This window comes from Xanthomonas cassavae CFBP 4642, assembly GCF_000454545.1.
Classification (GTDB): Bacteria; Pseudomonadota; Gammaproteobacteria; order Xanthomonadales; family Xanthomonadaceae; genus Xanthomonas; species Xanthomonas cassavae.
Genome location: NZ_CM002139.1, coordinates 74,489 through 93,491, shown reverse-complemented (window position 1 = coordinate 93,491; position 19,003 = coordinate 74,489). Strand labels below are relative to the sequence as shown.

Here is a 19,003-nt window from a genome sequence, read left to right as displayed (position 1 = left end):
ACGGTCGGGTCCGCCTAGGTCTGGTATCACCACGTCGAAAAATTTTCGTTCAGCGTGTGCGTTAATCGCGCAAATGGTGATGATTCATCACTATTCAGCGGAGCTGCGATAGAAAAAATCATTCACGACGACAAGGTTGAATTCGCTGGCAAATCATTGGGTTGCAAAAAGTAACCAGGACACCTTGCGCCACCTCGTACGGCGGTTGGCGTGACCGATGGTCACGCCTGGGCGTCGCGTAGTGCATGCAGGATGCGGCGTGGCGGTGGATGGAACGCGTGTGATCCTGGCGAACGCGCCTTGCGCCAGCTGCATGTGTGTCGGGCCTCCACCGGCATCGCCAGCATGCGAGCGGTCGGTTCGACGCCCAGCGGCGTGTGCCCGCCGCCAAGATGTCGGCGTCTGATGGCGCACGGAGCCCGATGTCGACATGGCTGGCGCTGGTGTCTTACGACCAATGCCCTGCAGGCAAGACTGGTGGGCGGAGGTCTGCAGGCCGAAGGCATCGCGGTCTATCTGGCCGACGAACAGCAATGCCTTGCGCAGTGGTATCTGTGCCAGGCACTGGGTGGGATCAAGGTTCGCGTGGAGGCAACGCACTGGGCGCAGGCCCGTGCCGTGCTGGCCTGGCGATTCCGCTGCCATGGCGGCGCCGCTAGGGCGCGCTACGCAACAAGGTTGTGCCGGCGTTGGCTGCTGCCGTGTCGATCACCTCAAGTTGCGCGATCGCCTCGTGCACCACCTCCGGCACGCTGGCGTCCACGTCCACCGACACCACGTCTGCTTCGTCCAGCGGCAGTTCCAGCGTCTGCAGCTGGCTGTCGAGCAGGCTCGGGGGCATGAAGTGGCCGGCACGCGCACCCAGGCGGGCAGCGATGACGTGCGGTGCGGCATGCAGGAACACAAAGCGCATCGGCACGCCGCTGCTGCGCAGCAATTGGCGATGCGTGTGGCGCAATCCGGAGAACGCCAGCACCACCGATTCGCCGGCCTGCACGCACTCGCGCAGGGTGGCCGACAACAGTTCCACCCACGGCACCCGCATGGCGTCGGTGAGCGGCTGGCCGGCCGCCATCTGCGCGCGCGCAGCTACGCTGTGATAGTCGTCGGCATCCAGGAAACGAAAGCCGTAGTGGGCGGCAAGTGCCTGCGCGATGGTGGTCTTGCCGCTGCCCGATACGCCCACCACGACGATGGCCAGGGGTGAAGCGGACGCGGGCGTGGTGGGTACGGCGGTGTCCATCACGTCAGGTTATATCTCCGGATCGATTCGGCATTTGAGCGGATTTCACGTTGGCGGCAGCCGATGCGTGGTGTAGCGTCGGCGCTCCTTGCCAGGTGAGCGGGCGCCCAGCGTAACGGCGTGACCGGCCGGGTACAACGCATCCGAAGGTCACCCGATGACGTCAACACCCGCACCGTCTCCTGCATCGGCGCGCCTGCGCTGGCGCGAAAAGCTGGGCTACGGCGCCGGCGATCTGGGCCTGAATCTGTACTGGGCCAACATCTCCGCGTTCCTGCTGATCTTCTATACCGACACCATGCATCTACCGGCCGCGGCCGTGGGCACGATGATCCTGCTGACCAAGATCGCCGATGCGATCGCGGACCCGGCGATGGGGGCGATCGCCGACCGCACGCGCAGCCGCTGGGGCAAATTCCGCCCGTATCTGCTGTGGGGTGCGGTGCCGATGGCGGTGACGGGAGTGGTGGCGTACACCACCCCGGACCTGGACCAGACCGGGCGCATGTGGTGGGCCACGATCAGCTTCCTGGTGATGATGCTGGCCTACACCGTGGTGAGCATTCCGTACTCGGCGCTCTCGGGCGTGATCACCGCCGACAGCACCCAGCGCACCGGTCTGATCAGCCTGCGTTTCATCGGCGCGTTTGCAGGCACCACGCTGGTCAATTACTTCACGATGGATCTGGTGCGCTGGTTCGGCGGCGGCAACGATGCGCTGGGATGGCAGCGCACGATGATGCTGTACGGCGCCATCGCGGTGGCGCTGTTCGTCAGCGTGGCCTTGACCACGCGCGAGCGCGTGCAGCCACCGCCGCAACAGCGCACGCCGGTCGGCCGGGACATCGCCGATCTGCTGCAGAACAAGCCGTGGTGCGTGCTGTTCGTGCTGTCGCTGATCATCATGATCACCATCACCATGCGCGGCGGTGCGGGGGTGTACTACCTCAAGTACTACGTGCAACGTCCGGATCTGGTCGGCGTGTTCCTGGGCGGCTATTCGGTGGCGTTGGGCGTTGGCGCGGCAATCACGCCGCTGCTGACCCGGCACTGGGACAAGCGCCAGCTGATGGGCGGGCTGATGGCGATTGTCGGCCTGCTGAGCTGTGCGATGTTCTTCGTGCCGGCCGATGCAGTGTGGGCCATCTTTGCGTTGAACATGCTGATCGGGCTGGCATTGGGGCCGAAGTCGCCGCTGGCGTTCTCGATGTACGCCGACAGCGCCGATTACACCGAATGGCGCACCGGCCGGCGTGCGACCGCGATGACGTTCGCGGCGGCGACGTTTTCGCAAAAGCTTGGTGGCGCGCTCGCTTCGGCCGGCATCGCCTGGGTACTGGCCGGCATGGGCTATGTCGCCAACAGTGCGCAGTCCAGCGGCTCGTTGACCGGCATCGTGCTGCTGCTGACGGTGATTCCCGGTGCGGTCGCCCTGCTGGCGGCATGGACCATGCGTTTTTATCCGCTGGACGACGGGTTGCTGCGTCGCATCCAGCATGAACTGGCCGCGCGCAAGCGCGACGAACAGGAGCACTTCTGACCGTGTCTGCAACGCCTCTTGCTGCTTCCGACGAGCTGTCCACCTTGCTGGCGCCCAGCGCCGACGGCGCGCGCTACGCGCTGTACAGCCCCACCGCCATGCCCAACGCCGGCGGGTTCTTGTGGAACCGCCGCATGATGCTGCAGCTCACCTGCCGCGGCTACGCCACCGGGCAGTTCATGCAGCCGGAACCGGCAAAGTACGCACATGCGCCGATCCTGGAAGCGCGCAACTTCATGATGCCGGAGCAGCCGTATTACGCGCATCATCCCGGGCGCTTCTTCTATCTCAAGGACGAAGACAGCGGGGCCTTGTATTCGGTGCCGCACGAACCGGTGCGCGCGCAGCCGCAGGCGTTCGAGTTCTCCGCCGGCAAGCACGATGTGCGGTGGCGCGTGCAGCATGACGACATCGTGGTGGAACTGTGCGTGGCCCTGCCCACCGACGATGCGGTGGAGCTGTGGGAGTGCCGCGTGCATAACCAGTCCGGGCGCGCGCGCCGGCTCAGCCTGTATGCGTACTTCCCGGTCGGCTACATGTCGTGGATGCACCAGGCCGGCGGCTACCAGCCGGCGCTGGGCGGCATCGTCTGCCGCAGCGTGGCGCCGTACCAGAAGATCGACGACTACTTTCGCCAGCGCGATTTCAAGGACTGCACCTTCCTGCTGCACGAGCAGCCGCCAGTGGCCTGGGAGGCGCAGCAACTGGCCTTCGAAGGCGAAGGCGGGCTGCATGCGCCGTCGGCGATCCAGGCCGAGCAGCTGGGCAACCACGAAGCGCATTACGAAACGCCTGCGGCTGCGCTGCAATATCGCCTGCAGCTGGAGCCGGAGGCAGCCAGCGTGTACCGTTTCGCGTTCGGGCCGGCCAAGGACGATGCGGAGATCGCTGCGCTGCGGGCGCGCTATCTGTCCCAGGACGGCTTTGCCGCCGCTGCGCGCGATTACGCGCAGTACCTGCAGGGCGGGCGCGGCTGCGTGCAGGTCGCTACGCCGGACCCGGCGCTGGACAACCTGGTCAACCACTGGCTGCCGCGGCAGGTGTTCTACCACGGCGACGTCAACCGTCTGACCACCGACCCGCAGACCCGCAACTACCTGCAGGATCACATGGGCATGGCCTACCTGCAGCCGGCCACCGCGCGCGCGGCGCTGCTGCATGCGCTGTCGCAGCAGGAACCCAGCGGCGCGATGCCGGACGGCATCCTGCTGGTGGAAGGCGCCGAGCTGAAGTACATCAATCAGGTGCCGCACACCGATCATTGCGTGTGGTTGCCGATGTTCCTGAGCGCCTATCTGGCCGAAACCGGCGATGCCGGCATCCTGGACGCGATCGTGCAGACCCATGACGGGCAGCGCCTGAGCGTGGCCGAGCGGCTGGATGCGGCGATGCAGTGGCTAATGGATGCACGCGACGCGCGCGGCCTGAGTTTCATCGCGCAAGGCGACTGGAACGACCCGATGAACATGGTTGGCTGGCGCGGCAAGGGCGTGTCCGGCTGGCTCACCGTGGCCACCGCCTATGCGCTGCGGCTGTGGTCGGACATTTGCACGGCGCACGGCCGCAGCGCGCAGGCACAGACCTTCGGCGAAGCGGTCGGCACCGTCAACGCCGATGCCAACCGCGAACTGTGGGACGGCAACTGGTATGCGCGCGGCATCACCGACGACGGCGTGCGGTTCGGCATCGCCGATGATGTGGAGGGTCGCATCTACCTCAACCCGCAGAGCTTCGCGTTGCTGGCCGGCACTGCCGATGCGCAGCAACGCGCAGCGCTGCTGGAGGCAGTGCGCGAGCAGCTGCACACGCCGTACGGCCCGGTGATGCTGGCGCCGGCCTATACGCACATGCGCGACGATGTGGGTCGGTTGACCCAGAAGTGGCCGGGCGCGGCCGAGAACGGCGCGGTCTACAACCACGCGGCGGCGTTCTATCTGTACAGCCTCTACCAGATCGGCGAAGCCGACCGTGCCTGGGAGGTCCTGCGTTCGCTGCTGCCTGGCCCGAGCCGCGAGGATGTGTTGCAGCGCGGCCATCTGCCGGTCTCGCTGCCCAACTATTACCGTGGCGCCTGGCATCAATACCCGCGCACCGCCGGGCGCTCGAGCCAGCTGTTCAACACCGGCACGGTGGCCTGGGTCTATCGCTGCGTGCTGGAGGGCCTGTTCGGCCTGGTCGGCGAGGGCGATGCGCTGGCGATCCGCCCGCAGCTGCCTTCGCACTGGCCGCAGGCGCAGGTGACGCGCCAGTTCCGCGGTGCGCAGTTCGAGGTGCAGCTGCAGCGCGAGGCCGGACGCGTGGCGACGGAGGTGCTGGTGGACGGTGTGGTCAGTGCGGACCAGCGCGTGCACGCGGTGACTGCCGGGCAGGTGTATCGGGTGCAGGTGCGGCTGCCGGGCTGAGCGGTCCGCGGCCCTCACCCGCCCTGCGGGCACCCTCTCCCGCAGGCGGGAGAGGGGAGCCGGCCCACACCAAGTGGGCCATTGCATCATCGGCTGATCGCCACAGCGATGCATCGCGCCTGACCTTGCACAGCCTCGCACGGCCATGGGGCAGACGTTACCTGCCGGATATCTGAGTGGATGGGCTGGATATGCGACAGGCGAGCGTGACGTACCCCACTCGCTGCCAGATACCGCTGGATGCCCGAACCAATGGGCTGCGCGACAGGTGATCGCGTGGCACACACCGCAACCGCGGTCCCTTCTCCCGCCTGCGGGGGAAGGTGCCCGAAGGGCGGATGGGGGGCATTTGATCCTCTGCCCCACGTCTTTTGTCGAAGCTGGCTCAAGGACAGGTTTCCCGGCAGCGCGAATCGCGTGCACCGCCTGTATCACGACACATTCCTCCCGCAACGGCGGCAGGAACTGCCAGATGCACCCGAAAAGCAAAACAGTCCGGCACGATCGTCGAATCCCGAATCCCGAATCCCGAATCCCGAATCCCGAATCCCGAATTCCCCATTCCCCATTCCCCATTCCCCATTCCCCATTCCCCATTCCGTAAACTCCCAGCTCGCCTTTCTCCTAGGAATGCCCGTTGGTCTCGAGCTGGATCCTGCTGCTGGTCTCCGTAGGCTATGCCGCGCTGCTGTTCGGGGTGGCGTGGTGGGGCGACCGGCGGCCGATGTATCCGGAGCGGCCGTGGTTGCGGCCGGCGGTCTACAGCCTGGCGCTGGCGGTGTACTGCTCGTCGTGGACCTTCTACGGCGCGGTGGGCTCGGCGGTGCGCAACGGCATCGGTTATCTGCCGATCTACCTGGGCCCGCTGCTGTTGCTGCTGTTCGGCTGGCGCATCATCGAGCGCCTGGCGCTGATCGCGCGCGCCGAAAACACCGTGTCCATCGCCGATTTCATTTCCTCGCGTTACGGCCGCTCGCGCCGGCTGGCCGCATTGGTGGCGGTGATCGCGCTGGTCGGCATCGTTCCGTATCTGGCGCTGCAGTACAAAGCGGTGGCGATGAGCCTGGAGGTGTTGACCGGGCATAGCAGCGCCGGGCGCGGCATTTTTGCCGATCCGGCGCTGTACGTGGCGCTGCTGATGGCCTTGTTCGCCACCTTGTTCGGCACCCGCCAGGTGGATGCCACCGAACACCATCACGGCATGATGCTGGCGATCGCGCTGGAGTCGGTGATCAAGCTGGTGGCCATCGTGGCGGTGGGCCTGTGTGCGTGGCTGTGGTTGAGCGACCACCAGCTGCATATCGCCGATTCGGCGCGCACCTTGTTCGAGCACACGCCGTCGGTCGGCTTCATCTCGCAGACGCTGCTGAGTTTTCTGGCAGTGATCTGCCTGCCGCGCCAGTTCCATGTAGCGGTGGTGGAATGCAGCGACGTGGGCGACATCCGCCGGGCGCGCTGGTTGTTCGGCGCGTACCTGGTGATCATCTCGGCGATGGTGGTGCCAATCGCCTCGGCCGGCATTGCCCTGTTCGGCAAGGGCAGCGCGGTGGTCGACGATGCGATGGTGCTGGCACTGCCGCTGAGCCAGGGCAACACGGTACTGGCATTGGTGGCCTACGTGGGCGGCTTTTCCGCAGCCACCGGCATGGTGATCGTGGCCAGCATCGCCCTGGCCACCATGGTCAGCAACGATCTGGTGATGCCGGTGCTGTTGCGCCGCCGCGTCAGCGCGAACGCGCGCGCAGCCGTGGCGTCGCGAGTGCTGTGGATCCGCCGCGTGGCCATCCTGCTGCTGGCCCTGGTCGCCTATGGCTACCACCGCAGCGTGGCCAACGACACCACCCTGGCCGCCTATGGCCTGATGGCGTTCGCGGCGGTGGCGCAGTTCGCGCCGGGCGTGATCGGCGGGCTGTACTGGCGTGGAGCCAGCCGCAAGGGCGTGGAAGCCGGCATGGTGCTGGGCTTCATGACCTGGATCTATACGCTGCTGCTGCCGGCGGCCACGCGCGCCGGCTGGCTGCAACCGGAGTGGCTGATGGATGGCCCCTTCGGCATTGCATGGCTGCAGCCGCAGCAGCTGTTTGGGATGCGCGGCTGGGACCCGCTGGCGCACGGCACGTTCTGGTCGCTGCTGATCAATGTCGGTGCGATGATGCTGGTGTCGGCACGCTGGCGCCCGGGCGTGGACGAGCGGCTGCGTGCCGCGCCGTTCCTGGACCCGTATGCGCAGCGCCCGGCAGTGGCCGGGGAGTGGCCCGGGCATGTGCGCGTTGGCGACCTGCAGGCGCTGGCCGAACGCGTGGTGGGCGAGCGGCATGCGCGGCGCGCGTTCGTGGAGCAGGCGCAGTTGCTGGAGCGCGAGCTGCAGCCGACGGTGGTGGCCGACCGCGCCTGGGTGCAGTTCACCGAGCGCCTGCTGGCAGCGTCCATCGGCGCGGCCTCGGCGCGGTTGGTGCTGACCAGCCTGTTGCGCGGTTCGGGCATGGAGCTGGGTGAAGTGGTGGCGGTGCTGGACGAAGCCGGCCAGGAACTGCGCTTCAACCGCGAGATTCTCTCGACCACGCTGGAAAACATCAGCGCCGCGGTCAGCGTGGTCGATCCGGAGATGCGCCTGACCGCGTGGAATCGGCGCTACCAGCAGCTGTTCGGCTACCCGGACGGCATGCTGTATGTGGGCCGCCCGGTGGCCGACCTGATCCGCTACAACGCCGAACGCGGCGAGCTGGGCGAGGGCGATATCGAAGACCAGATCGACCGCCGTATCCGCCACATGCGTGCCGGCTCCCCGCATGTGTTCGAGCGCACCCGCAGCGACGGCAAGGTGATCGAAATGCGTGGCCAGGCACTGCCCGGCGGCGGCTACGTCACCAGCTACAACGACATCACCGACTACAAGCGTGCCGAGCGCGCGCTGCTGGATGCCAACGAAAACCTGGAGCAGCGCGTGGCCGACCGCTCGCGCGAGGCCGAGCTGGCGCAGCAATCCAAGACGCGGTTTCTGGCCGCGATCAGTCACGACGTGTTGCAGCCGCTCAACGCCGCGCGTCTGTTCGCCTCGGCCTTGCGCGAGAGCCATCAAAACAACGAAGAACAGCGGCATCTGGCCGAACGCGTGGATGCCTCGCTGCGTGCGGCCGAGGAATTGCTCGACGGTCTGCTCGACGTCTCGCGGCTGGATGCCGGCGGGCTGCGGCCGACGGTGGAGGATTTCGACGCCAGCGCGCTGATGCACGAGCTGGCCGCGCAGTACGCGCCGGTGGCGGCCAGCCGCGGTCTGCGTTTACAGGTGCATAGCCGCCCGATCTGGGTGCGCAGCGACCGCCGCCTGCTGCGCCGGGTAATGCAGAACTTCCTGGCCAATGCGCTGCGCTACACGCGGCAGGGCCGCATCGTGCTGGGCATGCGCGGGCGTGGCACCCATGTGGAACTGCAGGTGTGGGATACCGGCCCGGGCATCCCCGAGCATCACATGCGGCAGATCTTCGAAGAGTTCCGCCGCTACCAGCAGCCGTTCGACTGGGGCGAGCAGGGACTGGGATTGGGCTTGTCGATCTGCCAGCGCATCTCGCGCCTGCTCGACCACGACCTGAGCGCGCGCAGCCAGGTGGGCCGCGGCAGCATGTTCTCGATCCTGTTGCCGCGCGTTGCGCCGGTACCGGTGGCGCCGCTGTTGCCGGTGGCCGTTGCGCGCGCGCTGCCCAGCGGCGATTCGCTGGCGGGCCTGCGGGTGCTGTGCGTGGACAACGACCGCGAGATCCTCGACGGCATGCGCGCGCTGCTCGGTCGCTGGCAGGTGGAGGTGATCACCGCCAGCACGGTGGATCAGGCGCTGGAACGCGCGCGCGAACAGCCGGACCTGATGCTGGTGGATTACCACCTGCACGACCGCCTGGATGGCCTGGACACGCTGGATGCGCTGCAGGCGGCCGCCACTGCGCCGATCGCCGGCGCGCTGCTTACCGCCGACGGCCGCGACGAGCTCAAGCAGCTGGCGCGCGAACGCGGGTATCGATTGCTGACCAAACCGGTGAAACCGGCCTCGTTACGCGCGTTTCTGAGTGCGCATCACGATGCGAAAACACGCTGACCGGTGCGACTGCAGCGTAGGAGCGTGCCTGCGCGCGACGAAGCTTTATCGATAACGCCCGGTCGCGCGCAGGCACGCTCCTACGAGGGGAGGTGCTTACGCTGCGCCGCTCAGGTGCTCGTAGAGGATGACGCTGCCGACGATCACCAGGATCAAGCCGCCGAGGATCTCGGCGCGCTTGCCAATCAGGTTGCCGAGCACGCGGCCCAGCATGACGCCTGCGGTGACCATGCTGAAGGTGCACAGCCCGACCACCACCGCCACCACGCCGATATGCACGTCCAGAAACGCCAGGCTCACGCCGACCGCCATCGCATCGATGCTGGTGGCAAAACCGGTGGTGGCCAGTGCCAGCAAGCCATGCCGTTTCGGCGTCTCGGACGTTGCTTCTTCAGCATCCTCCGCATCGTTTCGCAGCCCGGCCACGATCATGTGCGTGCCCAGCGCGCCGAGCAGCACGAAGGCGATCCAGTGGTCATAGTCGGACACATAGCTGGACGCGGCGCGTCCCAGCAGCCAGCCGATCACCGGGGTGATCGCCTCGATGCAGCCGAAGATCAAGCCGGCGCGTAGCGCATCGCGCCACTGCGGCTTGCGCATGGCCGCGCCCTTGCCGATCGCCGCGGCAAACGCATCGGTCGACATCGCGAAACCGATCAAAACAATGGAAAAAGGGGACATCGACAGTCTCGGGTTGGGCACGGTCACAACGACATGCGCCCGCGCCAACCGTCGTCGTGCACGCATGCCGCTGGTCTCGCCAAACCGGAACTGGTTGCCTGCACCACGGCGCAACGGCCGAGTATGTTGACGCAGGCGCTTCCGACGATGCGAAAGCAGGCTACTCCCCAAGGGGCGCGCAGTGTACCAACGCAGGGCCGCGTTCGGTGCGTCTGCAGCGCACGCGAAGGTTGGTCTGATCTTTATAGCCGTGGCTATTGCGAGCAGGGTGAGGCGGTTTTGCCTTGTTTTCAGGCGTCAAAGCCAGGCGGGCATGTCCACGCAACGGCGCGATGTGGCGCCCGATAGCCTTGGCTATAGCGACCAACGGTCTGCATGCCGGTAACCCAGGCAGCGAAAAACGCGGGGAAAGCCGCTGATGTGGGGTGTGCTGCAAGCAGTGCGAGTGGAGACGTCATGCTTGGATGCGCGCGCATGAGCCAGCGCCTGCTTCGTGCTGTCTTTCCAGACGTCGTGCAGGAGTGCCGCGATCGACAACGATGCTGCGATCTCCATGGCGTCTCGATTTGCACGGCTTGCGATGCCGCAGGTGGAGGCGAAGCGGTTCGGGTGGAGTGCGATGGCCAGGCTGCCATCGCAGCGCTGCGGAAAGAGCGCGCTGCGCTCGACGCACAGGGCCGGCCGCGCTGCGGGAGGACTGCAGAAGTCAGCCTTCGGAAGCGAGCAACAGAAACACCAGCGCCGATACTCCCGGCGCGGGCCGCGGCTACATCAACGCGGCGGAGATCTCCGCCGTTGCCGCACACAGGGCCTGCAAGGCCGCGTGCGGGCCGATCAGCTCGGGGCGGCGCGCGATGAAGGGTACGGCGAGCGTATAGGTCGCACTGCCGCGTTGCAGGATCGGTGCGGTCAGGTCGACCACGCCTACCACTGCCTCGCTGGGTTGCATGGCGTAGCCATCGTTGCGCGCCTGCGCGGCGGCAGCGAGGAACTGCGCACGCTCGAACGGCACCTCGCTGGCGTCGAGCATGTCCAGCCAGCGCGCCTGCACCTCCGGCTGCTGGAACGCGAACAGCACCAGCCCGGAGCTGGAATGGGTCAGCGGGCGGCGGTGGCCCGGGCGCACCACCAGGCCCAGGTCGCTGGGCACGTCCATCTGCGCGATCACCACGATCTGGTCGCCGGACGGGGCCACCAGATGGCACGGCTGGTAGATCGCATCGGACAGGCGCCGCATCACTGGCAACGCGGCCTCGCTGATGCTCTGCACCTGCGGCTGTTGCATGCCGAGCATGAACAGGCGGTTGGTCAGCACGTAGTCGCCTTCGCCATCGCGGGTGAGGTAGCCGCGTTCCTCCAACACCTGCAGCATGCGGAAGATTTCCCCACGCGAGCGGCCGATGCCCTGCGAGAGCGCACCCATGCTCATCGGCTGCGCCTGGCGGGCGAGCAGCTCCAGGATGTCCAGCCCCTTGTCCAGGGCCGGCGCGCGGTACTTGGCGGGTTCGGTGCTCATCCGTTTGCGGGTTCCAGGCAAGGTGCGGCGCGCCAGGGTACAGGCAACGCGGGCAGGGGTAGCGGGAGACTGTGCGTCCAAATATAAACAAAGATTTTATATTTGCATGGCATGGACGCGCGCAGTACGCTCGCTCGATTGCAACGCAAGCGCCACAGCCTTGGGAGGGGAACGGTCGCATGCATCACAGTGACATTGCCGCGTCACCGCGCGGCAACCTGGCGCGTACCGCCATGGTTCCCCTGGTGTTGATCGTGAGTCTGTTCTTTCTATGGGGCATGGCCAACAACCTCAACGACATCCTGATCAAGCAATTCAAGAAGGCCTTCGAGCTGACCGACCTGCAGGCCGGGTTGGTGCAGAGCGCGTTTTATATGGGCTATTTCGTATTCGCGATGCCCGCGGCGATGTTCATGCGCCGCTACAGCTACAAGGCGGCCGTGGTGCTCGGCTTGCTGCTGTATGCGTGCGGCGCGTTCCTGTTCTATCCGGCTGCGCAGGTGCATACCTACTGGCTGTTTCTGCTGGCCTTGTTCGTCATCGCCAGCGGCCTGGCCTTCCTGGAAACCACCGCCAATCCGCTGGTGACCGTGCTCGGCCCCGCCGATGGCGCGGCGCGACGCTTGAACCTGGCCCAGGCCTTCAACCCGCTGGGCTCGATCACCGGCGTGCTGGTGGGCCAGCACTTCATCTTTTCCGGGGTGGAACACACGCCGGCCGAACTGGCGGCAATGGCGCCGGCCGCGCGCGAGGCGTTTTTTGCCGCCGAATCCTCAGCCGTGCAGGCGCCCTATCTGATCATCGGCGCAGTGGTGGTGCTGTGGGCGATCCTGATCGCGCTGGTGCGCTTTCCCACCGGCGCGCCGGAGAGCGAGAGCGGCGTGGCGCCCAGACGTGCACGCTTCGGCGAACTGCTGCGCAATCGGCGCTTCATGTTTTCGGTGGTGGCGCAGTTTTTCTACGTGGGCGCGCAGGTCGGCATCTGGAGCTATCTGATCCGTTACCTGCAGGACGCGGTGCCGGGCACGCCGGAAAAAACCGCCGCCACCTACCTGACCATCTCGCTGGTGCTGTTCATGGCCGGCCGCTTCATCGGTACCGCGCTGTTGCGTTACCTGGCGCCGGCCAGGTTGCTGGCGAGTTTTGCCACGATCAATCTGGTGTTGTGCGCCGTTGCTATCGCGTTGCCGGGTTGGACCGGCTTGTACGCGCTGGTGGCTGCAAGCGTGTTCATGTCGGTGATGTTCCCGACCATTTTCGCGCTGGGCCTGGATGGCATGCATGACGATGCGCGCAAGCTGGGCTCGTCGTTGCTGGTGATGTCGATCATCGGCGGGGCGCTGCTCACCGCGCTGATGGGCGCGGTGTCTGATATGGCCGGTATCCACTGGGCCATGGTGGTCCCGGGCGCGTGCTTTGCAGTGATCCTGGTGTTCGCCCTGCGCGCGCGTCACGCGGCGCCCGCCGTGGCAGGAGCCTGAGCATGCCGCGTCTTTGCTATGTGCTGGACCTGCACGACGATGCGGACCTGATCGCCGAGTACGAGCGTTGGCATCGGCCCAGCGAGGTCTGGTCGGAAGTGGTGGCCTCGCTGCAGCAGGCCGGCATCCAGGAACTGGAGATCTTTCGCAGCGGCGATCGGTTGGTGATGCTGATGGACGTCAGCGAACACTACGATCCTGCCGCCAAGGCCGCGCGCGATGCGGCCGATCCGCGCATCCAGGCATGGGAGCGGTTGATGTGGCGGTTCCAGAAGCCGCTGCCCGACAGTGGCCCAGACGAGAAGTGGCGGCAGGCCGGACGGATCTTTGCGCTGACTGAGGCGCTCGAGGCGCAGCGCTAGGTCGCGCCCTCATCCGCCCTGCGGGCACCTTCTCCCGCAGGCGGGAGAAGGGCGTGATCCGGTTTGGATCGGGCATGCTGGGGACGGCTGCGCCACGGACCACCGCCGGGCATCTGCAGTGCGCTGCGGTCAGCTGTTGGCATTCCGCGACGTCGGAGACCTGTGGCCCCGCCGTACCGGACGAACGACGACGCCTTCCTTCTCCCGCGCGCGGGAGAAGGTGCCCGAAGGGCGGATGAGGGAACGCGGGCTCAGGTCTTCGCGCTGGCCGCCAGATCCTCAACCCAGAACCGTCCGCCCGGATAGCTGAATTCCGCAATCGAGGCGGCATGTATTTCTGAGGAGAAACCAGCGGCTTCCGGGGCGAGATAGCGGCCGTGGCGGATACGCACCGGATCCAGGAAATGCTGGTGCAGGTGGTCGACGAATTCGATGGCGCGGTCTTCCATCTGGCCGGTGATGGCGACGAAGTCGGCCATGGCCAGGTGCTGCACCAGTTCGCACAGGCCCACGCCGCCGGCATGCGGGAACACGCGGACGTTGAACTTGGCGGCCAGCAGCAGGATGGCGAGGTTCTCGTTGACCCCGCCCACGCGCGCGGCATCGATCTGGATCAGGTCCACCGCGCCGGCCTGCAACAATTGCTTGAACACCACGCGGTTCTGGGTGTGCTCGCCAGTGGAGACCGGCACCGGGGTAATGCCCTGGCGGATGGCGGCGTGGCCGAGCACGTCGTCCGGGCTGGTGGGTTCCTCGATCCAGGCGATGTCGAATTCGGCCAGCTGACGCATCCAGTCGATCGCCGGGCCCACGTCCCAGCGCTGGTTGGCGTCCACCGCCATCGCGATGTCCGGGCCGATGGCGTCGCGCGCCAGCCGGCAGCGACGGATATCGTCCTGCACATTGGCGCCCACCTTGAGCTTGATGGTGCGGAAGCCATCGGCCACCGCTTCCTTGGCCAGGCGCACCAGCTTCTCGTCCGAGTAACCGAGCCAGCCGGGTGAGGTGGTGTAGGCCGGGTAGCCTTGCTCGATCAACTGCGCGATGCGTTGCGCACGCTGCGGCTGCGCATTGCGCAGGATCTCCAGCGCTTGGTCGCGGGTGAGCGCGTCGGTGAGGTAGCGGAAGTCGATGGTATCGACCAACTGCTCGGGCGTGAGCTCGGCGATATAGCGCCACAGCGGCTTGTTCGCCGCACGTGCGGCCAGGTCCCAGGCGGCGTTGATCACCGCGCCGATGGCCATGTGCATCACGCCCTTTTCCGGGCCCAGCCAGCGCAGCTGCGAGTCGTTGGTGAGCCGGCGCGCGAACGCACCGAGATCGGCGACGACCTCGTCCACCGACAGGCCGATCACATGCTCGGCCAGGGCAGCCAGCGCGGCGGTCTGCACGTCGTTGCCACGGCCGATGGTAAACACCAGGCCGTAACCGGCCAGGTCATCGGGTGCATCGGTGCGCAGCACCACATAGGCGGCCGAGTAATCCGGATCCGGGTTCATCGCGTCCGACCCATCGAGCTCGCGCGAGGTGGGGAAGCGGACGTCGTGGGTTTCGAGGGCGATGATGGTGCGCATGAAAATCCTGGGCGGTGAAGGGTGGAATAAGAACGGACCGACAAGAACGAAAACAGGGAATTGCTTTAGCCCCTCTCCCGACGGGAGAGGGGCTTAGGTTGCGTCGAACGAACGACTGCCGCTTGCCTTCACCGTACCTCGCTCTCGTGGCGAGCCGGGCCCCTGGGACGATGAGAGACTCAACCAGCATCGCGCCGATGCGCTACCACCGGCTGACGCTGACGACCCAGGCCTTCGATCTCCAGTTCCATCACATCGCCCGGCTTCAGATACACCGGCGGCTTCTGGCCCAGCCCCACGCCCGGCGGGGTACCGGTGCTGATCACATCGCCCGGCATCAGCGTCATGTAGCGGCTGATGTGGCTGACCAGTTCGGCCACGCCGAACACCATCGTGCGGGTGCTGCCGTTCTGGTAACGGTGGCCGTTGACCTCCAGCCACATCGACAGGTTCTGCGGGTCGGCGATGTCATCGCGGGTGACCAGCCAGGGGCCGATCGGGCCGAAGGTGTCGGCGCTCTTGCCCTTGACCCACTGGCCGCCGTGTTCGAGCTGGAACTCGCGCTCGGACAGGTCGTTGATCACCGCGTAGCCGGCCACATGGTTCAGCGCTTCGTCCACCGACACATCGCGCGCCACATCGCCGATCACCACGCCCAGTTCCACTTCCCAATCGCTCTTGACCGAGCCGCGCGGGATGATGACGGTGTCGTTGGGGCCGCACACGGCGGTGGTTGCCTTCATGAAAAGAATCGGCATCTTCGGCACTTCCATGCCCGATTCGGCGGCGTGGTCGGCGTAGTTGAGCCCAACGCAGATGAACTTGCCGACGCGGCCCACGGCGGCGCCGTAACGCTGCTCGCCTTCGATCACCGGCAGTGCGGAGACATCCAGCGCGCGCAGCTTGTCCAATCCGGCGTTGGTGAGATGCTCACCGGCGACATCGTCGATCACACCGCCAAGGTCGCGGATGCGGCCTTGGCTATCGATCAGACCAGGGCGTTCGTGGCCTTCGGCGCCAACACGTACGAGTTTCATGCAGTCTTCCTTTGCAGGGGAGGAGTGGAGCGGCCAATCACACGTCGCAGACCGGTGCGGAAGGTGCGCTCGGAACAGGAATGTGGATGATGCATGCTGCAAACAGCGGTGACGCCAAGTGGGAGAGATCGTTTGTTGTCAGCGCGCATCGAGCGTTAAAACCAGCAGTGTTCAGTTCGACCAGCCGCCATCGATGATGTGGGTCTGGCCGGTGGTGAACGCGGATTCGTCCGAGGCCAGGTACACCACCAGCTGCGCGATCTCGTGCGCCTCGCCCAGGCGGCCCATCGGCTGGCGATCAGTGAAGCTCTTCCACACCGCCTGTTCGTCGCCGCCCAGCGCCTTAACGCGCTGGCCCAGCGACGGCGTCTTGATGGTGCCGGGGCAGATCGCATTGCAGCGCACGCCCTGCGCCACGTAATCGGCGGCGATCGCCTTGCTCAGGCCGATCACCGCGGCCTTGGTCACGCCGTAGACGAAACGGTTCGGCACGCCCTTGATGCTGGAAGCTACCGAGGACATGTTGATGATGCTGCCGCGGCCGCGTTCGAGCATGCCCGGCAACACCGCCTTGCAGGTGTAGTACATCGCATCGACGTTGATCGAGAACGAGCGGCGCCAGGCTGGCTCGTCGCAATCGAGAATACTGCCCTGATGCACGAAGCCGGCGCAGTTGAACAGCACGTCGAACGGGCCGTGCTCGGCGACCAGTGCGGCAATTGCCGAGGCGTCGGTGACATCCAGCAGCCGGGTGGTGATCGCGTCGGAGTCGGCAGCCAGCGCCTGCAGCGCAGCGGCATCGATATCGGTGGCGACAACCTGTGCGCCGGCGCGCGCGCAGGCCAGCGCGCTTTCACGGCCGATGCCGGCGCCGGCGGCGGTGATCAGGCAGCGCTTGCCGCGCAGGCGCTCGTTGGGGGTCGAAGGGATCGAGACAGTCATACCGTTGAGGTTCCGTAGGTGGGGGCCGCCGGCCGTGGCAGACGATAGAACGTGCGTGCGTTGTCGCCGAACACCGCATCGGTGTGCCCGGGCGCATGGTGGGTGACCAGTTGCTGTGCGAGATCGAGCCACTGCGCGTAATCGGCGCGCAGCGTCAGTACCGGCCAGTCGCTGCCCCAGAGCAGGCGCTGCGCGCCGAAGCGTGCGAACAGATGCGCCACATACGGCGCCAGCGCATCGCGTCCGGCGCCAGCTGCCGCTTCGGTGAGCAGGCCGGAGAGTTTGCAATGCACGTTGGGGTGCTGCGCCAGCGTATCGACGCCGCTCGCCCAGGCGATGAATTCGCCGGCGGCGATGGCCGGTTTGCCTCCATGATCGACGACCACCCGCAGCGATGGATGGCGTTGCAGCCGTGCCTGCAACGCCGGCACGTGCACGGCGCGGATCAGCGCATCGAAGGCCAGGTCGTGCACCAGCATGGCGTCGAAGGCGGCATCGAGCGTGGGGCTTGCCAGCCACCGCACATCGGCGATGTCCTGCACCATCGGGCGCAGGCCCTTGAGCAGGCCGCCGCCGGCACGCGCCAGGGCGCCGATGCGTGCTGCGGCGTCGGGTGCGTCGAAATCCACCCAGCCCACCACGCCGGCAATGCGCGGCTCATCGCGTGCCAGTTCGAACAGGTAACAGGTTTCCGCCTCGGTGGCGGCTGCCTGCACGACGACCACGCTGCCAACGCCGGCGGCATCCAGGGCCTGGCTCACATCGTGCGGAGCGAAATCGCGGTACAGCGGCGCCAGCGCAGGCGTCAGCCAGTCGTAGTCGCCACGGGCCAACTGCCAGAAATGCAGATGCGCATCGAGGCGGCTCATGGCGTGGGCAGATCCGCATCGAGCAGGCCACCATCGCGCAGGCGCTGCCACAGCGCGGCCGGAATGGGCGCCTGCAGGCGGGTGGCAGCCGAGTGCACCTCGGCCACGCTGCGCATGCCGGCCACCACCGTGGTCACCGCCGGATGCGCCAGCGGGAACTGCAACGCCACCGCGCCGATGTCCACCTCGAACGCCGCGCACGCCGCATACAGGCGCTGGGCGTGCTGCAGGGTGGGGGTATCTACCGGAGCGTAGTTATAGGTGGCGCCGGGCCCACGCGCGTCGCTGAGCAGGCCGGAGCTATACGGCCCGGCCGACAGGATCGACACGCCGTGGTGCTGCGCCTGGTCGAGCAGCGCACGCGCGCCGTGCTGTTCCAACAGCGTGTAGCGGCCGGCCAGCATCACGCAGTCGAGCGGAAAGCGTGGCACCACCTCCAGTGCCACGTCCTGCTCGTTGACGCCCAGCCCGATCGCCCCGCACGCACCGGAGGCCTTCAACTCCGTCATGGCCGGCAAGGCCTCCTCCAAGGCCTGTCGCAGCACGTGGGCGTGGTTGTCGCCGTGGGTCAGCGCACCGATGTCGTGCAGCAGCAGTACGTCGATGTAGTCGGTGCCCAGGCGCTCCAGGCTGGAGGCGAACGCGCGGCGCACGCCATCGGCGCTGTAGTCGAACTCGGCGCGACGCCCGGCCACGGCAAAGCCGTCACGGCCGGCGACGGCGTGCGCATCGTCGTAGACGCAGCGGCCCACCTTGGTGGACAGCGTGTAGGCATCGCGCGGCACGCCGGCCAGGCCACGGCCCAGGCGCGCCTCGCTCAGGCCATAGCCGTAGTAGGGCGCGGTGTCGAAATGACGGATGCCGGCATCGATGGCCGCTGCCACCGCTGCCAGCGCATCGTCCTCGGCCACTTCGGCATACAGGTTGCCAATGGGCGCGGCGCCAAAGCCCAGCGACGACAGCTGCACGCGGGTGCTGCCGATCTGCTGCCGCAGCACACTCACGCGCAGCGCTCCCGAGATGCCGCCAGAGCGACGTGGGGCGGAGCAGGAAGCGGGGAGCAGCAGCTGGGCATCGCAACGTCCACCAGCCGGCGGGCGCCCGGCTGTTCGCATATGAATATGGCAATCATGAGTGAACAGATCACGCTGCAGTGCAGCATGTCGGGGGACGGGTGTTGGCGTGCGGCACTGCCGGTTGCAGCAAGGACGGGTACGACACGGGCAGTGCGTTCGCCGTGCATGGTGTTGCTGAGATCACCATGGTTGA

Annotated in this window: 13 protein-coding genes and 1 riboswitch; of the genes, 5 read left to right on the top strand and 8 right to left on the bottom strand. The window is 66.7% G+C overall.

Translation table 11 applies throughout. The annotated features are described in order from the left end of the window. Window positions 1-655 precede the first annotated feature (655 nt). On the bottom strand, window positions 656-1,243 hold the full coding sequence (locus tag XCSCFBP4642_RS0100430; RefSeq protein ID WP_029218054.1) for a gluconokinase: 588 nt from the start codon (window positions 1,241-1,243) through the stop codon (window positions 656-658). A 157-nt stretch (window positions 1,244-1,400) separates the two neighbouring features. Between XCSCFBP4642_RS0100430 and XCSCFBP4642_RS0100425 the strand changes: the two genes are divergently transcribed. The 3 genes from XCSCFBP4642_RS0100425 to XCSCFBP4642_RS0100415 all read left to right on the top strand — a co-directional run bounded on the left by XCSCFBP4642_RS0100425 (window position 1,401) and on the right by XCSCFBP4642_RS0100415 (window position 9,272). Continuing rightward, window positions 1,401-2,783, top strand: a complete 1,383-nt coding sequence (locus XCSCFBP4642_RS0100425; RefSeq protein ID WP_029218053.1) for an MFS transporter — start codon at window positions 1,401-1,403, stop codon at window positions 2,781-2,783. A 2-nt stretch (window positions 2,784-2,785) separates the two neighbouring features. Next, window positions 2,786-5,185, top strand: a complete 2,400-nt coding sequence (locus tag XCSCFBP4642_RS0100420; RefSeq protein WP_029218052.1) for a GH36-type glycosyl hydrolase domain-containing protein — start codon at window positions 2,786-2,788, stop codon at window positions 5,183-5,185. A 637-nt stretch (window positions 5,186-5,822) separates the two neighbouring features. Then, a complete protein-coding gene (locus XCSCFBP4642_RS0100415) occupies window positions 5,823-9,272 on the top strand; it encodes a hybrid sensor histidine kinase/response regulator (RefSeq protein WP_029218051.1) in 3,450 nt (1,149 codons plus the stop codon). A 96-nt stretch (window positions 9,273-9,368) separates the two neighbouring features. On the opposite strand, the gene XCSCFBP4642_RS0100410 is transcribed toward XCSCFBP4642_RS0100415, so the two are convergent. Both XCSCFBP4642_RS0100410 and XCSCFBP4642_RS0100405 read right to left on the bottom strand, forming a co-directional pair. Continuing rightward, window positions 9,369-9,953 (bottom strand): manganese efflux pump MntP, encoded by a 585-nt coding sequence (locus tag XCSCFBP4642_RS0100410; protein ID WP_029218050.1) that lies wholly within the window; start codon window positions 9,951-9,953, stop codon window positions 9,369-9,371. Between the two features lie 12 nt (window positions 9,954-9,965). Then, window positions 9,966-10,128, bottom strand: a riboswitch (yybP-ykoY riboswitch). Between the two features lie 591 nt (window positions 10,129-10,719). Next, entirely contained in the window at window positions 10,720-11,469 is a 750-nt protein-coding gene (locus tag XCSCFBP4642_RS0100405; protein WP_029218049.1) for an IclR family transcriptional regulator, read from the bottom strand. Between the two features lie 179 nt (window positions 11,470-11,648). On the opposite strand from XCSCFBP4642_RS0100405, the gene fucP reads away from it, so the two are divergent. Next, window positions 11,649-12,950 carry an L-fucose:H+ symporter permease gene (gene fucP, locus XCSCFBP4642_RS0100400; protein WP_029218048.1) on the top strand — a complete coding sequence of 434 codons (1,302 nt, stop codon included), beginning with the start codon at window positions 11,649-11,651 and terminating at the stop codon, window positions 12,948-12,950. Window positions 12,951-12,952: 2 nt separating this feature from the next. Further along, complete coding sequence (locus tag XCSCFBP4642_RS0100395; RefSeq protein ID WP_029218047.1) at window positions 12,953-13,312, top strand: L-fucose mutarotase; 360 nt, start codon at window positions 12,953-12,955, stop codon at window positions 13,310-13,312. A gap of 251 nt (window positions 13,313-13,563) precedes the next feature. On the opposite strand, the gene XCSCFBP4642_RS0100390 is transcribed toward XCSCFBP4642_RS0100395, so the two are convergent. From XCSCFBP4642_RS0100390 to XCSCFBP4642_RS0100370, 5 genes are all read right to left on the bottom strand, one after another. Continuing rightward, window positions 13,564-14,886, bottom strand: a complete 1,323-nt coding sequence (locus XCSCFBP4642_RS0100390) for an L-fuconate dehydratase (RefSeq protein WP_029218046.1) — start codon at window positions 14,884-14,886, stop codon at window positions 13,564-13,566. A 179-nt stretch (window positions 14,887-15,065) separates the two neighbouring features. After that, window positions 15,066-15,923, bottom strand: coding sequence for a fumarylacetoacetate hydrolase family protein (locus tag XCSCFBP4642_RS0100385; protein WP_029218045.1), 858 nt, complete (start codon window positions 15,921-15,923; stop codon window positions 15,066-15,068). A gap of 171 nt (window positions 15,924-16,094) precedes the next feature. Beyond that, the gene (locus tag XCSCFBP4642_RS0100380; RefSeq protein ID WP_029218044.1) at window positions 16,095-16,865 is read right to left on the bottom strand and encodes an SDR family oxidoreductase; all 771 of its coding nucleotides are present in this window, start codon (window positions 16,863-16,865) and stop codon (window positions 16,095-16,097) included. Further along, complete coding sequence (locus tag XCSCFBP4642_RS0100375) at window positions 16,862-17,734, bottom strand: amidohydrolase family protein (RefSeq protein ID WP_029218043.1); 873 nt, start codon at window positions 17,732-17,734, stop codon at window positions 16,862-16,864. Before XCSCFBP4642_RS0100375 ends, XCSCFBP4642_RS0100380 begins: the two co-directional genes overlap by 4 nt. Continuing rightward, window positions 17,731-18,732: an aldo/keto reductase gene (locus XCSCFBP4642_RS0100370; protein ID WP_053329616.1), complete on the bottom strand. Its 1,002-nt coding sequence runs from the start codon at window positions 18,730-18,732 to the stop codon at window positions 17,731-17,733. The genes XCSCFBP4642_RS0100375 and XCSCFBP4642_RS0100370 overlap by 4 nt, the downstream gene beginning before the upstream one ends. Between the last annotated feature and the right edge of the window lie 271 nt (window positions 18,733-19,003).